The 19,828-nt window shown below is 49.9% G+C and carries 14 protein-coding genes; 7 read left to right on the top strand and 7 right to left on the bottom strand.

Annotation, left to right across the window (positions count from 1 at the left end; genetic code table 11):
• Positions 1–56: 56 nt before the first annotated feature.
• Positions 57–3,188, bottom strand: a complete 3,132-nt coding sequence (locus HRM2_RS01725) for an NAD-glutamate dehydrogenase domain-containing protein (RefSeq protein ID WP_012662720.1) — start codon at positions 3,186–3,188, stop codon at positions 57–59.
• Between the two features lie 411 nt (positions 3,189–3,599).
• Between HRM2_RS01725 and HRM2_RS01720 the strand changes: the two genes are divergently transcribed.
• The 5 genes from HRM2_RS01720 (at position 3,600) to HRM2_RS01700 (ending at position 10,775) form a co-directional block, all read left to right on the top strand.
• Positions 3,600–6,593, top strand: a complete 2,994-nt coding sequence (locus tag HRM2_RS01720) for a PEP/pyruvate-binding domain-containing protein (RefSeq protein ID WP_012662719.1) — start codon at positions 3,600–3,602, stop codon at positions 6,591–6,593.
• Positions 6,594–6,779: 186 nt separating this feature from the next.
• The gene (locus tag HRM2_RS01715) at positions 6,780–7,151 is read left to right on the top strand and encodes a winged helix-turn-helix domain-containing protein (protein WP_012662718.1); all 372 of its coding nucleotides are present in this window, start codon (positions 6,780–6,782) and stop codon (positions 7,149–7,151) included.
• Positions 7,148–8,839, top strand: a complete 1,692-nt coding sequence (locus tag HRM2_RS01710) for an FmdE family protein (RefSeq protein WP_012662717.1) — start codon at positions 7,148–7,150, stop codon at positions 8,837–8,839. The genes HRM2_RS01715 and HRM2_RS01710 overlap by 4 nt, the downstream gene beginning before the upstream one ends.
• A 176-nt stretch (positions 8,840–9,015) precedes the next feature.
• Positions 9,016–10,167, top strand: a complete 1,152-nt coding sequence (locus HRM2_RS01705; RefSeq protein WP_041272985.1) for a sulfite exporter TauE/SafE family protein — start codon at positions 9,016–9,018, stop codon at positions 10,165–10,167.
• A gap of 59 nt (positions 10,168–10,226) precedes the next feature.
• A complete protein-coding gene (locus HRM2_RS01700) occupies positions 10,227–10,775 on the top strand; it encodes a hypothetical protein (protein ID WP_012662715.1) in 549 nt (182 codons plus the stop codon).
• A 188-nt stretch (positions 10,776–10,963) separates the two neighbouring features.
• Here HRM2_RS01700 and HRM2_RS01695 read toward each other — a convergent pair whose 3' ends face one another.
• The 3 genes from HRM2_RS01695 to fdnG all read right to left on the bottom strand — a co-directional run bounded on the left by HRM2_RS01695 (position 10,964) and on the right by fdnG (position 15,903).
• Complete coding sequence (locus HRM2_RS01695) at positions 10,964–11,875, bottom strand: formate dehydrogenase accessory protein FdhE (protein ID WP_012662714.1); 912 nt, start codon at positions 11,873–11,875, stop codon at positions 10,964–10,966.
• 141 nt (positions 11,876–12,016) lie between these two features.
• Positions 12,017–12,766 carry a 4Fe-4S dicluster domain-containing protein gene (locus HRM2_RS01690; protein ID WP_012662713.1) on the bottom strand — a complete coding sequence of 250 codons (750 nt, stop codon included), beginning with the start codon at positions 12,764–12,766 and terminating at the stop codon, positions 12,017–12,019.
• Between the two features lie 83 nt (positions 12,767–12,849).
• Positions 12,850–15,903, bottom strand: a complete 3,054-nt coding sequence (fdnG, locus tag HRM2_RS01685) for a formate dehydrogenase-N subunit alpha (RefSeq protein ID WP_012662712.1) — start codon at positions 15,901–15,903, stop codon at positions 12,850–12,852.
• Between the two features lie 400 nt (positions 15,904–16,303).
• Between fdnG and HRM2_RS01675 the strand changes: the two genes are divergently transcribed.
• Entirely contained in the window at positions 16,304–16,705 is a 402-nt protein-coding gene (locus HRM2_RS01675) for a GNAT family N-acetyltransferase (RefSeq protein ID WP_012662711.1), read from the top strand.
• Between the two features lie 47 nt (positions 16,706–16,752).
• On the opposite strand, the gene HRM2_RS01670 is transcribed toward HRM2_RS01675, so the two are convergent.
• Positions 16,753–18,117 carry a sensor histidine kinase gene (locus HRM2_RS01670; protein ID WP_012662710.1) on the bottom strand — a complete coding sequence of 455 codons (1,365 nt, stop codon included), beginning with the start codon at positions 18,115–18,117 and terminating at the stop codon, positions 16,753–16,755.
• The gene (locus HRM2_RS01665) at positions 18,114–18,794 is read right to left on the bottom strand and encodes a response regulator transcription factor (protein ID WP_012662709.1); all 681 of its coding nucleotides are present in this window, start codon (positions 18,792–18,794) and stop codon (positions 18,114–18,116) included. Before HRM2_RS01665 ends, HRM2_RS01670 begins: the two co-directional genes overlap by 4 nt.
• Positions 18,795–19,131: 337 nt before the next feature.
• Between HRM2_RS01665 and HRM2_RS01660 the strand changes: the two genes are divergently transcribed.
• Positions 19,132–19,404 carry a hypothetical protein gene (locus tag HRM2_RS01660; RefSeq protein ID WP_202944678.1) on the top strand — a complete coding sequence of 91 codons (273 nt, stop codon included), beginning with the start codon at positions 19,132–19,134 and terminating at the stop codon, positions 19,402–19,404.
• Here HRM2_RS01660 and HRM2_RS26890 read toward each other — a convergent pair.
• On the bottom strand, positions 19,391–19,546 hold the full coding sequence (locus tag HRM2_RS26890) for a hypothetical protein (RefSeq protein WP_187149321.1): 156 nt from the start codon (positions 19,544–19,546) through the stop codon (positions 19,391–19,393). The genes HRM2_RS01660 and HRM2_RS26890 overlap by 14 nt on opposite strands.
• Between the last annotated feature and the right edge of the window lie 282 nt (positions 19,547–19,828).

Genomic DNA, 19,828 nt, shown 5'->3' with positions numbered 1-19,828 from the left:
AAAAAGCATGAGAAACAGCCCATAGAAAGCCCTTTTGGGTATCAAGGCAGCCAAGATCAGTCCACGGCACTTGCCAGGGCTGCCTCAAACCGATAGTCAATGTCTGCAAGGAATGCTTCCCATTGGATGCCATATTTATAGAAGGCCAGGGATGCCATTTTTTTAGTCAGGATGGCATCCCTGTAGGGTTTGAGCTCCCCTGAATTCAGGATGTCCAAAATCTTTTTTTTACCCAGGCGCTTGATCAGAATGCCGGGGATATAATGTTCCAGAACTCCCCACACCAGGGAATGGTTGCTCGTGAGTTCAGAAATCCGGCTATAAAGGGTGGCCTGGAAGGCGAAAATCTGTTCACTGGTCTGTTCGGACAAAACAAACAGGGGAATAGATCGGTCGGCCTCATGGAGTCTGATAAGCATCACGGTTTCCTCTATGGCATACTCGTCCACCAGAAGCATGATGTCCCGGATCAGTGCCCAGCGGGTGGTCGTGTCGTTGAGGAGTTTTTTTTCGTAGTCGTCGCCAAGGAGAAAGGCGGTGAGGACCTCGGCAATGGAACTGGAGAACACACCACCCTTGTTTGCCGTTGAATCTTTGATCTGGCGGATGGCGGTTTGGGCGGCAATATACCGCCTGGCTGCGTTGTCAAAAAATACGTTGGCACCTTCGACAATGAATTCAAGGTCCTTGAACATGGAGACAAATAGTTTCACATTGCCGTGGTGGATCGTGTCCTTGAATCCTCCGCAGGGGATAAAGGCCCTGACCTTGGCCTGGCTGATTCGTTTACGATTGGCCGGATCGTACAGAAACGTTCTGTGGAACAGGGTGCCTTCTTCCACAAAAGTGCCATCTGGAAGGGTGATATTTTTGGCTGAAACAGGGACCCTGAATCCCTGGGCACTCAGTTTTTCGACAGGATAAGCAAGGGAGTTGGCCCTGGGAGAGGTGTGGCGCATGAAAGCAATTTTTATGAGTTCACGCTTGTCCAGTCCATCGGGATCAAACAGTATGGAGCCGCCGTCAACGATCAGGCAGATATTGCCCTTGTAGCATTGGATGACGTTGGCGCCCAGATCACCGTCGGGTCCGCCGGTCATCATCAGGTTCAGATCCTCTTCCCGGTGTCCCGAATGATGGATCAGCGCCCTGAATGAGCTCATGATACCGGTGGTGGTCATTCCACTGGTTTCGATTCGGCCGCCGATGGCATCATAAATTTCATCCATATCTTGAGTGGTTATCACAGATTTTTCATTGATCTGGAGTTCAACACCGTTGTTGCTACGGTTAAACAGGCCGAACAGGTCGTTGTTGTCCAGCATGCCATAGGTGCCGTGGGGAATTCCAAAGCTTTTGCCGGTGGTGATGGTGCGCCAGTGTTTATAGCCCCTGTCCCTGGCTCTGAATGAAACCGCATCCATGAAGGGGGCTGTGCCTTCATCCGGATCAAAAAAAATCATTTCCGGCTCTCCGAAATAATCGATGATGGAAGGATCGCCCAGCACAAGGTCCATGATGCCTTCGGTATAATCGGAAATGGCATCTTCGCTGTAGTCTGCATACAGGGAATGGGGCACCACAACGCCTTTTGAGCCGCTTTCACAGATGTCTTTATGTTTGAGACGTTGGGTCTTGGGCCCAAGGGCGTAGTTGAGAAGCACGGCATTATCCAGCTCAATGGCGTGGTTGGAAGCAGAGACTCGGATCAGTCGAAGCCCGCCCCGGGCAATGTCACCGGCCCGGAGATGGGTACCGCAGGCATAATGTCCGTTGACATAAAAGATGCCGTAAACAAATTGACTGAAAACAATGGGGTCAAGGATCCGGTTGTCAAAGCGGAAGGAAAACGATCGTTTCTCCTGCTTGTAGAAATTAGTTTTCAGGGTGCAATCCACCATTTTAAACATGAAATTGAAAATATCGTATCCAAGACTTGAGTCCATGAACCGGGTTGAGATCAGCTTTTTGAACTCCTGGTACTTTTCCACAAGTGCATTAGGGTTCAGCCGCGTTTTAAGGGCCGGATTAAAACGATGCTCAAACAGATTGTAAAGAAATTTGATCAGGTCTGGATGTGATTTTGCCATTTTCAGGATCAGGTCTGAACCGTAGGTGGATTTGTTGTAGCTCTGAAGACGTGATGCAAAGACATCCTTTTGATCCATGGTGGCAAGGCCTTCAATGATTTCCCTGTCCGTGGCGTTATCGCGCTCCTTGAAAATAAACAGATGGGTGAACCCTACGGCATTGCTGGCAAAGAGCATTTCCTGAAAAGTCAGCTTTCCCGTGATGTACAGCTTTTCCATACCGTTGACACCAAGGCAGAGAAAAGCCCCAAGATCGGCCCGAAGCGCCGTTTCCTTACGCCTGGGCAATTCGCCTTGAACATAGAGCGAACAGATGGACGAGGGAACAGTGGATTGAGTCCGGTAAGGCTCCCAATAGGCCCGAATCAATTCAAAACCATGATCATTCATCAGTTTTCTCAAGGCAGGCAGCTGGGGACAGGCAAAATCGCTATTGAACATCAGACGGGTTTCACCTGTTTCCGGAAGATTAAAGACCTCAATCAGGGGGATAACCGCTGTTTGGCAAACATCCAGAAAGGCTTCGTAACGTTTGCGGGTGGATTTTGGCGTGGCAGTATAATCCCCTGCCAGGGAAAACAGAAACCTGGACCCGCTAAAGTCCTCCCCGGAGAAATCCTGAACGGTTTCAGGCCGAACAATGTAAGTATAATACTTATTTTTCGGGCTGTAATAGTATTCCCTGCGATGGCCGGAGATAAGATCCTCCAAGAGTTTTTCCATGTCGTCCCGGGTCTCCCGGGTGGCGATTCGGAGCCTTTGAAAATTACTGGCCTGATTCAGGCCAAAATCCACGTGGGCCACCCGGCCGTAAAGTCTGACCTCTCCATCCTCAATCGTGATACTGTTGGCAATGGATCCCAGCAGATGTTTCAGGGATTCCACCCCGATGTTCTGAAAAAAATAATTGGGAAGGCCCAGCTCTTCCAGGAGAATGAAGGCAGCCATGTTGACACACCGGGCCGTGAGAAGCCCCTGGGACGATAAATCGATGACGGCCTCGTATAATACTTCAGGGGCAAGGTGAACGCGCTGGGCAGTATTGATAATATCCGTATCCTCTGCTGCCAATACAAATGGGTCTAAATGGATGTCCATGGAGTCTCCTTAAGGACGTAACCGGAAAAATACCTGTTTTTACCCTGACATTGATTTAACAGTGTTATGGCTTTTTTGCTACCCGGCTGGGGCCTATAAAGGACCAGGGCGTTTTTTTCAACCATTTCCAGGTCACAGCATATGGTATTTCAAAACCATTATAACCATCCGTATCTTATAACTATTTTCAACCCATCAAGGATAAAAGGATATGGATAACGCGTAAGGTTTTACCGCATTATACCTGTAGTATTGTCGAGTTGCCTAAAGTGCTGATATCAGATAGTCATGTCAAACGTTCATTCGTGAATTTTGCATACATTATTGCCCGGGGAAACATGGGGCACATGGCTTGATACATGGTGAAGACAACATCCATATGGAGGTTCAATTCTCTGACTGAGGCACTGCATGACGAGGAACGAAAAAAATACAAAACTGGTCAGTAAGTATCATGCCCGTTCCAACATCTATCGGGAGATCATGACGTATGAGATCAAGGAAGTTCTCCTGATTTCAAGCCCCTATAATATTTTCAACATGGAAGAGGATGGCAGTCTTGCATCCAAGATAATCAATGAATACAGCGGACTGAACCTGCGCTATCCGCCGGTAATCACCGGGGCCTCCTCAGCCCGGGAAGCCCTTGATTTGCTGGCTGAAAAACGGTTTGACCTGGTTCTTATCGTGCCCCACCTGAAGGAAACGGATATTTTTTCCCTGGGCCGGGAGATCAAGGTTGTTCAGCCTGATCTAAGGGTCATTCTCCTTTCTCCAAGCATCAGGGCGCTTCCGGCGGGATATGATTCCCAGTGCGTCAACGGCATAGATACTATTTTCATCTGGTCAGGCAATTCCGACCTTCTGATCACCCTCATCAAAAATGCTGAAGATCATATCAATGTTGACAACGATACTCGTCTGGCCAATGTGAGGGTCGTTATCCTGGTGGAGGATTGTCCCGAGTTCTATTCTTTTATGCTGCCCATCATCTACAAGGAGATTGTTACCCAGACCCAGGCGCTTCTGGCAACGGATCTCAATGACAGCATGAAGCTTCTAACCATGCGTGCAAGGCCAAAACTGCTCCTGGCAAAAAATTACGAGCAGGCCCAGGCGTTGTATGAACGTTACAAGGATTTTTTGCTGTGCATCATCTCGGATACACGCTTTCCCAGAAACGGCAGTCTTGATCCAGAAGCCGGCATTAAACTGTTTTCCAACATCCGCCGCCAGATCCGCGGTATTCCCTTACTCCTGATGAGTTCAGAGAGAAAAAACAGTAAAAAAGCCGACCAGATTCCAGCCCTGTTTTTAGACAAGAATCATCCCAACCTAGTCCATTCAACCCGTCTGTTTTTCCTGAACCATCTGGGATTCGGTAATTTTGTCTTCTGCATGCCCAATGGCCGTAACATAGACATTGCAACCACCCTGATGCAACTGGAATCAAAGCTGCCCACCATTCCCGATGAATCCCTCGTCTACCATGCCGATCGGGATCATTTTTCATCCTGGCTCATGGCCCGGTCAGAAATCGATCTTGCCCTGAAATTCAGAGCCTGCAAAAGCGATGATTTCAGCAGCCCGGATGAACTTAGAAAGTTTATCATAACCAATATCCACGAGTTGAGAAAATTCAAGAACAAGGGTGTGGTGTCGACGTTTAACGAGAATTATTTTGATTCAGATGTCAAAGAGTTTGTCAAAATCGGCCAAGGTTCCCTGGGAGGCAAAGGTCGGGGCCTGGCTTTCATGTCAGGACTTCTGGAACAGGCGAGCGACATCCATAAGAACCATCCAAAATTCCGGATCCAGATTCCCAAGACCCTGGTCCTGTGTACGGATGTTTTTGAGGCGTTTATTACCCAAAACAACCTGGAAAATTTTGAACGTCAGAAGCATTCCGTGGAAGAGGTGGTTAATGTTTTTCTTCGTGCAGAACTGCCTTCATGGCTGATCCGGCAGCTCAAAAAATTTTTATCCCAGTTCAAGGTCCCCCTGGCGGTACGCTCATCCAGCCAATTGGAAGATGCCCATTTTCAGCCCTATGCAGGTCTTTATAAAACCTATAAGATTCCCAACAATCATCCGGATCTGTCCATGCGGATCTGCCATCTGGCCAACGCCATCAAGCTTGTCTTTGCCTCCACCTACTACGATGATGCCAAGGCGTTCCACCGGAGCACCTCCAGCCATCCGTTTCATGATTCCATGGCGGTCATTGTCCAGGCCCTTGCAGGTCAGCAGCATGGAGACTATTTTTATCCTGCCGTATCCGGAGTCGCTCAATCCATTGATTACTATCCTTTTTCCCGCATGAAATCCGAAGATGGCATTGCCCACATTGCCCTGGGGCTTGGGAAGACAGTGGTGGACGGTGAAAAATGTTTGCGGTTTTCTCCGGGCAACCCGCAAATTCTGCCGCAGTTTTCATTGGTTGACGATATCCTGAAGAATGCCCAGACAACCTTTTATGCGTTGAAGACAAACGATTACTCCGATGAACTCAATTTTGGGCGGTATTCAAATCTTGAAAAGCGCAACCTGGACGAAGCCCTGGAAGACTACCCGGTGCAGGTCCTCTCCAGCACCTATATTCCGGATGAGAACCGCATTCGTGACACCTGGAGTGCTTCGGGTCCGAAACTATTGACCTTTGCCAGTATCCTGAAATACAACTCCCCACCACTTGCCCCGCTGCTTGCCGATCTTCTTGACCTTGGCGGCAAAGAATTTGGCGGACCTGTTGAAATTGAATTTTCCGTCAATCTTTATCCAGGGCAACAGCAACCCAGCGATTTCCACTTTCTGCAAATACGGTCCATGGCCGGCCACGAGAAACAGCAGACAACCCATATCTCCCAGCAGGATATCAACGCTGCCTTCTGTTACTCTTCAGCAGCCCTTGGCAATGGAATTGTAGAAGACATCACAGATATCGTCTATGTCACACCCCAGACTTTTTCCGTGGATGCAACCCTTAAAATCGCTGAAGAGATCTGTCGAATCAATGCCAGCCTGGTTGAAGCAAATCGCCGTTACCTTCTCATTGGTCCTGGACGCTGGGGAGGATCTGACCGGTGGCTGGGCATACCGGTTAAATGGCATGCCATTTCCGGTATTGGAGCTATCATTGAGCTAAGAAACGAGCAACTCAATGCAGACCCCTCACAAGGATCTCATTTTTTTCATAATATCACATCCCTGGGAATTCCCTATATCACCGTGAATGAACTTACCAGGAATTCCCAGGAATCCAATCCAGATTTCATAGACTGGACCTGGCTTGAAGAATGCGAGGCTGTCTGTGAAACCCAATATTTACGTCATGTAAGGTTGTCGGCACCCATACTTATCAAAATGGACGGGAAAAAATCCCGATGCGTCATTATCAGCCGATAACACAGGAACAACCGTCTTCTTCGTTGAATCAATGGAATGAACACCATTTAGTTAATTTATTGACATTGTTTAATCAATCGGTTATTTCAAAACCACGTGATGTCAATATTGACACAACGATTTAAGCGTTTTGCAGTCAAAATAATTTTTTTTGACAAATTATGAACAACCCACAGGAAAATCAAGATGCCAGAAGTAAAAGGGAAACAGCTCTTCATGCGGTCCAAGATATGGATAGAAGATGAAGGTGGCGCCGTGGTTTTTGGACTGGGGCGACTTAAAATCCTTGAAGCGGTCCACAGACTGGGTTCCCTGCAGGCTGCGGCCAAAGAGTTAAAAATGAGCTACCGGGCCGTATGGGGCAGAATAAAAGCCACGGAAGAAAGGCTGGGATCTCCGTTGCTTGTCCGTAGCAAAGGCGGGGCCTCGGGTGGGGGATCACAGCTTGTTCCCTTTGCCCTGGAACTTGTTGAACAGTTCCGTAAACTCCATAAAAATGTAGTGGTTCAATCTGATATACTTTTTAAAAACGGCATTACGATCAAGGAAAATAAATGAAAACAAAACCTGAAGACCTGAAGACCCAAAAACCTTCTGATACCCCCCGGTGGTGCAGGGACCATAGTGGAAATGTTTACACCTATGAAGAGTACTTCGACTTTATCACCTCTTTCCACGGATATCCCGCGCCCGGCCTGATCATTGGCGGGCGCATGGTTGATCTTGCACTTGAACAGCTTCCCCGGGGAATCTTGTTTGATGCCATCTGTGAAACCTCCTATTGCCTTCCCGACGCCATTCAGATGCTCACCCTCTGCACCACCGGCAATGCCTGGTTGAAAGTTGTCAACCTGGGACGTTTTGCCCTGACCCTGTACGATAAATTTGAAGGCACCGGGGTCCGCGTGTTCCTGGACCCTGCCAAAATAAAACCCTGGCAGGAAATCATGAACTGGTTTTACAAGCTCAAACCCAAGGCCGAACAGGACACCCCGCTGCTGCGTGAGCAGATAAGGATTGCAGGGTCAGATCTTTTTTCCAGTGAACCCGTCCAGGTCCATCCCCGGTATTTAAAAAAAAGAGAGCTTGGAAAAACCATTAACTGTCCCATATGCGGCGAGGCTTTTCCCATGCGCCACGGCACCATCTGCAGGGGATGCCAGGGGCAAACACCCTATATCTCCGATGAACCGGAATCTGCTTCCCCCGCTCCCCACCTGATCGCCATACCCGTTGAAGAATCTCAAGGAGCCGTGCTTCTCCATGATATGACCCGAATCATTCCCGGAGAGAAAAAGGGAGCAGCCTTTAAGCGAGGCCAGGTGGTCACCCCGGGGGATGTCTGCCGCCTGCAGACCATGGGCAAAAGCCGCGTTTACCTGGACAATCCTGAAGGACTCGATGATCGCTGGGTCCACGAAGACAATGCCGCCCTTGCCTTCGCCCACGCCATGGCCGGCACCGGGGTTGTCTTCACGGAAAAGCCCAGTGAGGGCAAGGTCACCTTTACCGCTGCCAGGGACGGCCTGCTCAAAATTCGTGAGGATCTGCTGGAAGGATTTAATATGGTCCCTGATGTCATGTGTGCCACCCGCAAAGGCTACAGCGTAGTATCAAAGGGCCGCCAGCTGGGGGGAACCCGTGCCATTCCCCTTTATATTTCAAAAACAAACTTCCAGAAGGCCATGGCCGTTCTGGGCGACGAACCCATCCTTGAAGTGCTGCCCATGCGTAGGGCAAACGTCGGTATATTGATTACCGGCACCGAGGTGTTCCAGGGGCTTATTAAAGACGGATTTGGTTCGGTTATTAAATCAAAAGTTGAAGCCCTTGGGTGTAAGGTGGCTGGATCGGTTATTGTACCCGACGACAGAAAGGCAATAACAGAAGGGATCGGCCAGCTGATTCACGGTGGTGCTGACCTGTTGATCACAACAGCCGGGCTCTCCGTTGACCCGGACGATGTGACCCGCCAGGGGCTTGTGGATGCTGGCGCAACCGACATGCTCTATGGTGCACCGATTCTACCGGGGGCCATGACCCTTCTTGCCCGCATCGAAAAAATCCCGGTGATCGGCGTTCCAGCCTGTGCCCTCTATTTCAAAACCACCAGCCTCGACCTTGTATTACCACGAATTCTGGCTCAAGAAAGCATTACGCGCCGGGATCTTGCACGCATGGGTCACGGGGCCTTCTGTCTTTCCTGCAAGGAATGTAAATTTCCCAGATGCAGCTTTGGAAAATAGCTAAATGCCTGATTATGACCAGACATCCTCTGTTCCGGCCATGATAAGACCGATTCAAGTCTTTAACCGCACACCTCTTGCCATTGGCACAAGTCTTGCTATAGGCAGCTTCCAGAGATTGAATACAAACGAGATTTGCATGATGATGGACTTATCAATTACTCTGGAGGTGTGTTGTGGCAAAAAAGAATAAGATTATTTTTTTTGTGGTGTTGGTGGCCCTGTCTGTTGGGTTATGGATGGAACCTGCTTTTGCAGGCAAACTGCAGGATGCCATCGCGGCGGCACCAACTGGTGCAGACAAAGGCCAGGTCGATACCAGCCTGCCCGCCGGGTTTCTGGGTATCCCGGGTGCCCCGCAGGTCAACCTGATTGTGGCATTTTTATGGGCAATCTGGGTGGGCTGGATTTTCTCTACAGTGGGCGCTTTTGGCGGAGTCATGGCCGGTGTGGGGCATATGAGTATCTTCGGTCTCGGCGGGTACGCAAAGTCCTTCAAGGAAACGGCACCTTCTCTGAACAAGGCCATCACCGACTCGATTCGTGGTTCCAACCAGTACCTGGTGGGATTTTCGGCCCTTATTTCGTCGTTTAATTATTATAAAATGGGCCGCCTTGTTGTCCCCCTTGCGGTTTCCCTGGGTGTCGGATCCATACTGGGTGCCTGGGGATCTGTTTCCCTGAGTGCCGGCAAGATCTCATTCTCCCAGTACCAGGGATATTTTGGGGTGTTTGTCCTTGCACTGGGTCTTTATCTGCTCTATGAGACCTCTTCCAAAGGACAGGCCAGTAAGAAAAATGCCAAGGCCGCCGCCCAGGCCTTTGAGGAAACCGTTCAAAAACAAAAAAGCGGTGAAAAAGTTGATGTATCGTCACTGGGCGTCAAAATAACAAAATTTTCACTGACCCAGGTCTGTTTTACCTTTTACAGTGTTGAGTTCAAATTCAATCCCCTGATTCCCCTTGTGGGCGGCGTGGTCATTTCCGCCATTGCTGCATTCCTTGGTGTGGGTGGCGGTTTTCTGCTGGTTCCCTTCCTGACCAGCGTTGCAGAACTGCCCATGTATCTGGCTGCAGGGACCTCTGCCCTGGCCGTACTCATCAGTATGATCACCAGCATTGTTACCCTGATCTCAAAGGGTGTCCAGTTTGACTGGGCCCTGATTGGGCTGGAACTTGCCGGTGTCGCAGTGGGTTCAATTATCGGACCCAGGACATCCAAATACTTTTCAGACCTCTGGCTTAAACGCCTGTTCATCGTGCTCGCACTGTATGTCGGTGTGGACTATGTTTTAAGAGGTTTCTTTAACTATAGAATGTTTGGTTAACATTTAATCGGCCTTGCGCCTATAAAGGGCTCCGGGCCAAACACCCGGAGCTTTTCTTCATGAACTCACTTACACCGTTACTCATTATGATTGACCCCTGGTTCATCGCCCCCTTCAGGTGGCTGTCCCCACCGGCAGCCGGGTATGTTCTAGGCACGATAGTCCTGGCCCTGTACTGTTTCATCCTTGGCGATATCTCTGCGATCGGGGTAAAATATTTCAACAGGGAATACATCAGAAAACTCCAGGAAAAAATGGACCGAAATCACAATCTTTCTGAAAAAGCCCTGAAAATGGGGGACAAAGAGAGTTATAAAGCGGTTAACAGCCAGGCCCTTGATGCCTTTGGCTATTCTTTTTCACTGGGTGCAGCCATTTTTTGTGTCTCCATCTGGCCCATGCCCTTTGCCCTTGCCTGGGTGCACATGCGCTTTGCCGATGCCCCCCTGGAATTGCCTGTGACCCTCCCGCTCCTGGGCAACTCTGTGCATTATTTTGCATCGTTCCTTTTAATCTATATTGCGGTTCGAATGATCAGTGCCGCTGTATTAAATCGATTCACAGGATATTCCAGATTGATGGCAAACCTCACAGGCCGGAATCAATAGCGCTATGGGGTATTAATAAAACAGGGGACAGGGACTTCAGATGTCTTTAAATCCCCTTGAATTTCCCATTATCGGACATCAGATGTCCGATAACGGGATAGTTGCTTTCATAATTTTTACAAATTCATCCATGTGGTTCTAGGCCATGTGACGACCGGAACAAAAAATTACTGTTCCGGCCATGGCTGCTATAATGAATTCCAGGGGGTTAACGCCAGGGGAGTAAATCCTTTGCCCCGGGCCAGGATGTCCAGGGGAACCATTCCCAGTGAGGCCACCTGCATGTTCACAGGGTCAATCCGCTGGCGAAGATCAATGGTCAGAAGGTAGGTGTTGCAGTTGTGGCAGACATCAACACGCTCCCCGGCCTTGACCGGGCTGTTCTGATCAAAAAAATATTCATGCCGGGTGTGGTCGTTGTCATTGCACCCGGGACAGGTGTGACGGTTGAAACGCCATTCATGGTCACAGACGGAGCACTGGAGCCACCGCTTTCCCCCCTCACCCGAAAGCCCTGCAATGGCGGCAGGAGAACCACAGACGGGACAATAGCCGTGGAGCCATTGAAGGCCCTGGGTCAGCGGGGCAAACACCTCGGCCTGCATCTCCATGAACGGCCGGGTAAGCTGCCCCATAACAAATTTAAACACCTCAAAGGATGCACCCGTCTGTCCTGCCTGTTTTTTTAAGACTGCCTGCTGATCATCCACAAAGGCCTGGATACATTCCCGGGTGTCCAGGGCTGCGGCTGAGAAGCCCTGTTCAATTCGTTCAAGGTCCTGCTCAATGCCTTTGAATGCGGTTTTCATGGGTGGCAAAAGGCATTCTGCAGCAACGTTGAAATCCCCATGGAAGTCCATTAATCCGATGGTTGTAAACAGGGACTCCCCCTGGGCGAAACGGTTCAGGTCAAAGGGAAAATCATCAGCCTTTAAAGTTTCGGGCAGGGGATGATCTTCCTTAAAGGCAGCCTTGGCAATGAGCAGGGGGCCAAAGGCGTCAACCAGAATTTCAAGTTCCGGTCGGTTGCCGGCCATGGTCTCCAGGGCTTTTTTTATCCCCCGGGATGATTTGTCATGGCGGATACGTTCATTGGTCATATTTGAATTCCTTTGGCAGAAAAAGCCGCTCCACAAATGTGGAGCGGCTTTCTTATAAATGTAAGTCCCAGAGCGGTAATCTCTCCATAAGATTGCACAGGGGCAAATACCGGATTTATTTTGTCTGGGGACCCTGGGTCATCATACTTTCAGCTTTAAAGCCCTCATGGGTTGGGCCAGCTTAGCAAAGAATTCTTTCCGGGTCAAAGGATCCGGCATCTGTTTTGCGTCGGCAACGACATTATCTGCATAAAATTCAGGCGCATCGGTAATCAGGTAAATAACATTGACCAAGTCCTCATCCACAAGCTGAGCCTTTGGAAATTCTTTTTTAACGATATCGAGCCGTTCATGGGCAAGCTTGATCATCTCTTCCCTGGAACCGAAATTCATGGTTCCCGTGGGACAGGTTGCCACACACATGGGAACAAGCCCGTTGCGAACCCTGTCATTGCACATGTCGCACTTGACGATGGCTCCCGTTTCAGGATTTCGGCGGGGGATGTTGTAAGGACACGAATCCCGAATTTCTTCAAAAGCCTCCTGGGAAAGCTTACGGGTCAGCTCGGTATAGATAACCGCGCCGGTTACCGGGTCCTTGACGATAGCACCTTCCTGGTAATCGTCTGCAATATATTTGCAGGGAGGTTCTTCGCAGTGACGGCACTGATCTGGAAAAAAATTCCACACAATATGCCCACGGTCATTTCCATGGAGATGTTCGTTAAAACGAACGACCTTATAGTTGAAAGGGTTTAAATCCGGGGGGTTTTGATGGGTTCCCTGCTGCCGGGTCCGGACAGCCGGAAGTCCGTGCCACTCTTTACAGGCAACTTGACATCCGCGGCATGCGGTGCATCGTGATACATCTATAAAAAAAGCGTTAGGCATTTCTTTGCTCCTTGTTTTGGGCAGGCAGCTGTTTGATTAAAGTACAAGCAGCCACCTGTACTGAAAAAATATCCCAGACGGTACTAGGCATCCAGTTCCTTTAATTTATCGGCCTTTCTGACATTGACAAGACAGGCTTTAAATTCAGGAATGGTGGTATTGGGATCGCCCACAGACGGCGTCAGCCGGTTGGTGGAATCACCACATCCCTTGGTGGTCCAGCCGAAACAGAACGGCATGCCCACCTCATGAACTGTTTTACCCTGGATGGTGAACGGCCGCATGCGGATGGTGACCATGGCAATGGCCTCAACCCGTCCCCTGAGGTTTTCAACCACAACGGGTTCACCGTTCTGGATACCCTTTTCCCTGGCAAGTTCAGGGCTCATCTCCACATAGAGCTGGGGTTCTGCCTCAAGCAGGGGGGGAGAATTCCTTGTTTCACCACCGCCACACCAGTGCTCGGTCATACTGTAGGTGGTCAAGACAATGGGGAAACGTTTGTCTGCGGGTTCTGCCAGTTTATCCATCTCACCATGGAAGATTACTGCACAGGGGTTGCTCAGCTGATCGGAGAACGGATGTTTTTTCACCGGTGTTTCAATGGGCTCATAGTGCTCGGGGAATGGCCCTTCTTTACGCCCCGGGCCAAACAGCTGGCCGTGGCCTTCAGTGTGCATGATAAACGGATACCGGCCCTTTCCCGATGCAAGGGGTGGCCAGCCGCCGTCGGGAACGTCACCGATCCATTTGGCGCCATCCCAGCGAATAACCGGCTTGTGGGGAGCCCAGGGTTGCCCGTTCAGGTCCACGGATGCACGGTTGTAGAGGATTCTACGGTTCACCGGCCAACACCAGGAATAGTTGGGATACAGCCCGATGGCTGCCTGTTCCGGCGTTTGAGAAAAATCCCGACGTTTGGATTTGTTGTATTTTCTGCCGGGCTCTTCCTCTGTGTAGCCGCCGGCGTACAGCCAGTTCAGAGAGACTGTGGAACCATCGTCCTTGAGGGCGGTAAAGCTGGGGACCTGCTGCCCTTTCTTGTACAGCTTGCCTTTGATTTCTGTGTCCCTGGTGAACCACCCATTACACTTCTGGGCAATTTTTTCAGGATCGTAATAGGCGGGAAAATCCAGATTCAGAAGGGGTTCCGGATAGACACCGCCTTCACTGCGGTACAACTGCCTGACGGCGTTTGTGATCTTTACGCACATGTCACCCAGGGCCAGACATTCTCCCTGGGGTTTGATTGCCTGGTAATGCCACAGCTGCCACCGGCCGCTGTTGGTGATGGACCCTTCTTTTTCCGCACGGTTGGCCGAAGGCAGTAGAAAACATTCCGTTTTTATGCTGCCTGGGTCCACCCCTGGCCTGTGCCAGAAATCCGTTGACTCGGTGTGGTGGACTTCCGCAAAACAGGCCCAGTCCAGATTGTCCATGGCTTTTCTGACCTTGTTGGAATTTGGAACACTCTGGGCAGGATTGGTTCCCCAGATGAATCCGCCCTTAATCTTACTGTTATACATATGATCAAAAATATACAGATACGAGTAGTCAACACCGGCATCGACCTTGGGAAGCCAGTTGTAACCGAATCCGTTTTCCTGGGTTCCTTTTTCTCCAAACCACCCCTTGAGCAGGCTTGCCATATAGGCAGGCTTGTGCTGCCACCAGTTGGCACTCTGGGGGTCATTGCTGACCGGCGTGCAGGCCTCGTTATAGTCCGCCAATGTGTTCCACTGTGCCTGGGGCATGGGCAGGTATCCGGGAATGATATGCCAGAGGATACAATGGTCCGTTGAGCCCTGAACGTTGGGTTCACCACGCAGGGCCTCAATACCGCCGCCGGCCACACCAATGTTACCCAGAAGAAGCTGGATCAGCGCGCTGGCACGTATATTCTGAACACCCACCGTGTGCTGGGTCCATCCCAGTGCATAACAGATGGCACCGGCCTTGTCCTTTTTTCCGGTTTCAGCAAAGGTTTCCCATACCTTGAGCAGGTTTTCCTTTGAAACACCGGTGATCTTTGAAACGTCCTTTAAATTGTACCTGGAGTAGTGATGCTTCATCAGCTGAAACACACAATTTTTATCCTGGAGTGTTTTGTCCCGCAGGGGGACGCCGTTTTCATCTTTCTGGAACGACCATGTACCCTTGTCATATTTTCTGTCACCGGCACTATAGCCTGAGAACATTCCATTTTTGAACTCAAAGCCGGCATTTACAATAAAAGCGGCATTGGTATATTCGGTGACATACTCTGCAAAATATTTTTTATTTTCAAGGATATGATTAATCAGCCCACCCAGGAAGGCAAGGTCAGTACCGGACCTTAAGGGGACATGGAAATCACTCCTGGCGGAAGTTCTGGAAAATTTCGGATCCACATGCATGATTTTTGCGCCATTGTCTTTAGCACGTAAAATCCATTTAAAGCTGACTGGATGGTGCTCGGCTGCATTGCTGCCCATGATAAAAATGCAGTCTGAATTTTTAAGATCAATCCAGTGGTTGGTCATTGCGCCACGTCCAAACGACTCTGCCAGAGCCGCAACTGTTGCGCTGTGTCAGATACGCGCCTGGTGGTCGAAATGGACCAGCCCAAGCCCCCTTGCTGCCTGGTGCACAACGGCACACTCTTCATTGTCCATGATCGAACAGCCCAGGTGAAAGATGGATTCCACACGGTTGACCTGCTCTCCCCTGGCATTGACGCGCTTGAAATCGCTGTCACGGGTCTCTTTGATTTTTCTGGCCAGGCGGTCAAGGGTCCAGTCCCAGCTTTTTTCCTCCCAACGGTCTGAAAATGGGGCCCTGTAAAGGGGCTTTAGCAAACGATGGGGACTGTTAATCATGGAAAGCTGGGCCGCACCCTTGGCACAGAGGGCACCCTCGCTGACGGGATAGTCAGGATCACCCTCAGTGCTGACGATCTGGCCGTCTTTGACATGGGCGATATAATGACAGGTAACCGCACAGAACGGACAGATGGAAACGACCTCCTTTGCTCCGTCAATTTTCATGCCGGCGGCAAAGGCCTGGACCGGTCCAAGGTTTATTCCCAACTGGCCAAGGGGGAGTATTGCAGCCCCCATTCCGGCAAGTTTTAAAAAACGACGACGTGTAAATTTCATTCTTTACACCCTCCTTAATATCCAAAATATTAAAATTGGAGACAGATCACACTATCTGCCCTGTGATCACCCCGTTTGCAGATAACATTGTGTTGTTCGTCTAAATTGACATCAATTTTACGTCGATGTCAATAAAAACATAATAAATTCGATATGTTATATAAAACATATGCCGAACAACACAAAGGTCGTTTACGATCATTTGAGCCTGATCATCGTTTCGGCTATTTGGGAATGGATTACGGGATCATACAGAACAACATACTCATAAAAATTAAATAAACAGAATATAATTTATATTGACACATAAAAATAAGAAGTTTATTCTCTTTAATATCAGACAAACCATACCATCATCGATGGCGGAAGCAGACAGAACAGACAAAAGGATTGTTAAACCATGGAAATACGACTGGCAGACACGATTGAAACAGAGGAAGTGATTGAACTATACAGATTAAACAGCTGGTCTTCGGCAGAAAAACCAGACCAGCTCCTCCCGGCACTCAGGAATTCGGACACCCTGGTTACTGCAAGGCTTTCAGGAAAATTGATTGGCCTTGGCAATGCCATATCCGACGGTAGCCTGGTGGTTTATTATCCCCACATGCTGGTCCATCCAGATCACAAGGGAAAAGGCGTTGGACGGGCCATGATGGAAGCCCTGCAAAAACGCTACAGGTCGTTTCATCAGCAAATGCTGACCGCAGACGGCAATGCCATCGGGTTCTACAGGACTCTGGGATTTGAACGGGCAGGCAGGACAGAACCCATGTGGATTTATGCCGGCAATGAACACTGAAAATATTTTCGCCAGAACAACTGCACCCCAGACAGGTTGCGGGCAGTTTACCCATGCAGCGCCCTGTCTGCCATGGCAGTTCGGTACAGAATCCTGACCCGGGTGCCCTTGCCCGGTTGGCTGGCAATATCCATGTCCCAGCCAAACCGGGTGCACAGGCGTTTGACAATGTTAAGTCCCAGGCCAAACCCCGAGCTTGTCGCCCCCTTTACATGGGCGTTGGTGACCGCTTGAATCCGACCCTGGTCAATGCCCATGCCCGTGTCTGACACCTCAAGGAAATCCGGTTCAACAATAAGGATCACCTTACCTTCCCGGGTATAATCCAGGGCATTTTTAAGCAGATTTCCCATAACAATATGAAGAATCTCCGCCTTAACCGCGATCTCCACCTGAGGATCAACCCTGACTTCGATTTTCACGGCTTTACCGTGGAGCAGGTGCCGGCTGCCCTCAACAACACGGTCCACCACCTCACCTGCCCGGCATCGACCCTTGGAATCCACATCCTCCCTTGCAAGCCACAAAAAAGTTTCTATGGTCTGCTCCATTTCCGAAACAGACCGTTTTATCCTGGCAAGGGGACGTTTTATCAGGCCGTTGGTTTCAGCTTCAGGCTGGCTTTCAATAATCTCAACCGCCCCTTTGACAATGGTCAGGGGGGTTCGAAGCTCATGGCTTGCATCCCTTGTGAACTCTTTTTCCCGGTCGATGAACTCCCGAATCCTTGACATGGTCTGTTCCAGGGTGGTGGTGAGGACACCAATCTCGTTGGTCTCAGTTTTATCCGAAAAAAAAGCAGGTAAATTCTCGGGTTTCAAGGCCCGAATTTTTTCCATGAGCCGCCCCATGGGGGCAAGGACGGCCCTCGAGGTGAACATTCCCAGGAGAATGCCGGGAACAAGCAGAACAGCGATGGAAATCAGAATGACCTGGCCGGGCCTTATGATGTTGTTTTCCTCCATGAACTGCCGGCCGTGGAAAAACAGGTAAAACCGATCTTTTGTGTCGGGAAACGCCATCACTGCAATGTGAATGGGGTGTTCCCTGCGAATGCTGTGGATGCCCAGGGACAAGGCCTTGACCTGATTTCTGAAACGTTCCGGCACCTGATTGATCCCCCTGAAAACCCGGATATATTTCGAATGGGGAAGGGGGGTGGTTCTGTCCTGGCCATAGCGGTACTCAAAATATTCGACTTCCGTGGCAAGCAGGTTTTTAACAAGCCCGGTCATGCCCTTGCCCATGAAAAAAAAGGTGATGCTGGAGTTAAGCAGAATCAGTACAAACCCAAACAGCAGGATGGTGGCAATGATCCTGAAACGAATGCTGCCGAGGAAATTCATGGAAACCCCATCCGTCCGCACCCTGGCCTGTGGACCGTGTCCAAAATTTTTCTGGCCGATGCTCATGAATACTCCTTCAGCCGGAACCCCTTTCCATGAATCGTTTCCACAAGGGCGGCATCAAAGGGTTTGTCTATTTTTTTTCTGAGGGTATACATATGACTGCGAAGCGCATCACTGTCCGGCGGATCGTCCCCCCAGAGTTCATGCTCCAGGCGGCTGCGTGTCACAACTTCCGGGGATGCCTCCATAAGAATCTTGAGTATGGACGTACAGGTGTTGTTGAGTTCAAGCAGGGTTTCGCCCCGGCGAACCTCCAGGGTTCCCACGTCCATGACCAGATCGGCCACCTGGAGGGTCCTTGTTCCCCGATTTCTCCGTCCAGACAGGGCCTGGATTCTTGCCGCAAGTTCCTGAAGGGCAAAGGGCTTGACCAGATAATCGTCAGCCCCTGAGTCAAAACCAACAAGCTTGTCCTCCAGGGTATCCCGGGCCGTGAGCATCAGAACAGGGGTCATATTTTTAGCATCCTGCCTCAATTTCCGGCAAAGGGTAATGCCATCCATGCCCGGCAGCATGATGTCAAGAACGATCACGTCATATGGATTGGTGATGGCAAGGTGAAGGCCCCCGATGCCATCCATAGCAAAATCCAGCACAAAACCTTTTGTTTCGAGGAAATCGGCCATATTCTCCACAATATCCTGGTTGTCCTCGACAATCAGTACCCTTATTTTTTCCATAACCGTCCCATTTCCTGTATATTATTTCCCATAAGACGCTCTGGATGCGTCCCTGTTAAAACCACCCTTTCCACGCCACGCCCCAGTATCAGATATAGCATCTATCCCCTCTTTTTTCAGTACTTTCTCCTGTTTTCACCAGAGATGCATCCATACCGCCATTCAAGGTCCATGATCAATTTAAATCAGGGCGGGTGAAACCCGGGTGAAATTTATGTGAAAAATTCGTGAACAAATAAAAAGGTTGGTTTTTAAAATTTCATCCGGTATTTGATTCTACATATAGAAACAGAAATAGCCTGCCATTGGCTCGGTGGTTGGACCCCATCCCTTTCCCATGATGGTCAGGGATTTTAAGAAAATCGTGGGTATTGAGGCGGAACAGCAATTCCGTGAAATGACCGGCAGGGACCACGACAACCTGGTTGCCTGTGTGGGGGGCGGGTCCAATGCCATTGGTCTGTTTTCCGCCTTTCTTGAAAAAACCCACGTCAACAGATACGGGGTAGAACCTGCAGGCATCGGCTTCAAAGTGGGTGAACATGCGGCAACCCTTAGGGCCCACTCAAAAATAACTTTACATTTTGGAGGCCAATTCATCCAGCCCTGACGCGTTGTGAAAATTCGGCGTATTCCTGATATGCCTGTATTTTCACGCCTTGCAGGGCAGGCGACTTGACCCCCAAAATTGGTAATTTATTTTTGAGTGAACCCTTAGCCTGGGCAAGCCCGGCACCCTCCATGGCTTCCATTCCTACCTGCTACAGGATAAAGCCGGCGATCCCCTTCCGGTCTATTCCGTTGCAAGCGGGTTGGACTATCCAGGCGTGGGGCCCCAACATTCGCTGCTCAAGGATCTTGGCAGGGTCAACTACGTGACGGCCAACAACAAGGAGGCCATTAATGCCTTTTTCTCCCTTTAAAGGAGCGACGGAATCATTCCGGCCATTGAGAGCGCCCATGCCGTTGCCCATGCCATAAAACTCGCCAGAGACGAGGGTAAAGGCAAGACCATCCTTGTCAACCTGTCAGGC

This window comes from Desulforapulum autotrophicum HRM2 (assembly GCF_000020365.1).
Taxonomy (GTDB): Bacteria; Desulfobacterota; Desulfobacteria; order Desulfobacterales; family Desulfobacteraceae; genus Desulforapulum; species Desulforapulum autotrophicum.
The sequence above is the reverse complement of the archived record's forward strand: the minus strand, read 5'-3'. Positions and strand labels throughout refer to the sequence as shown.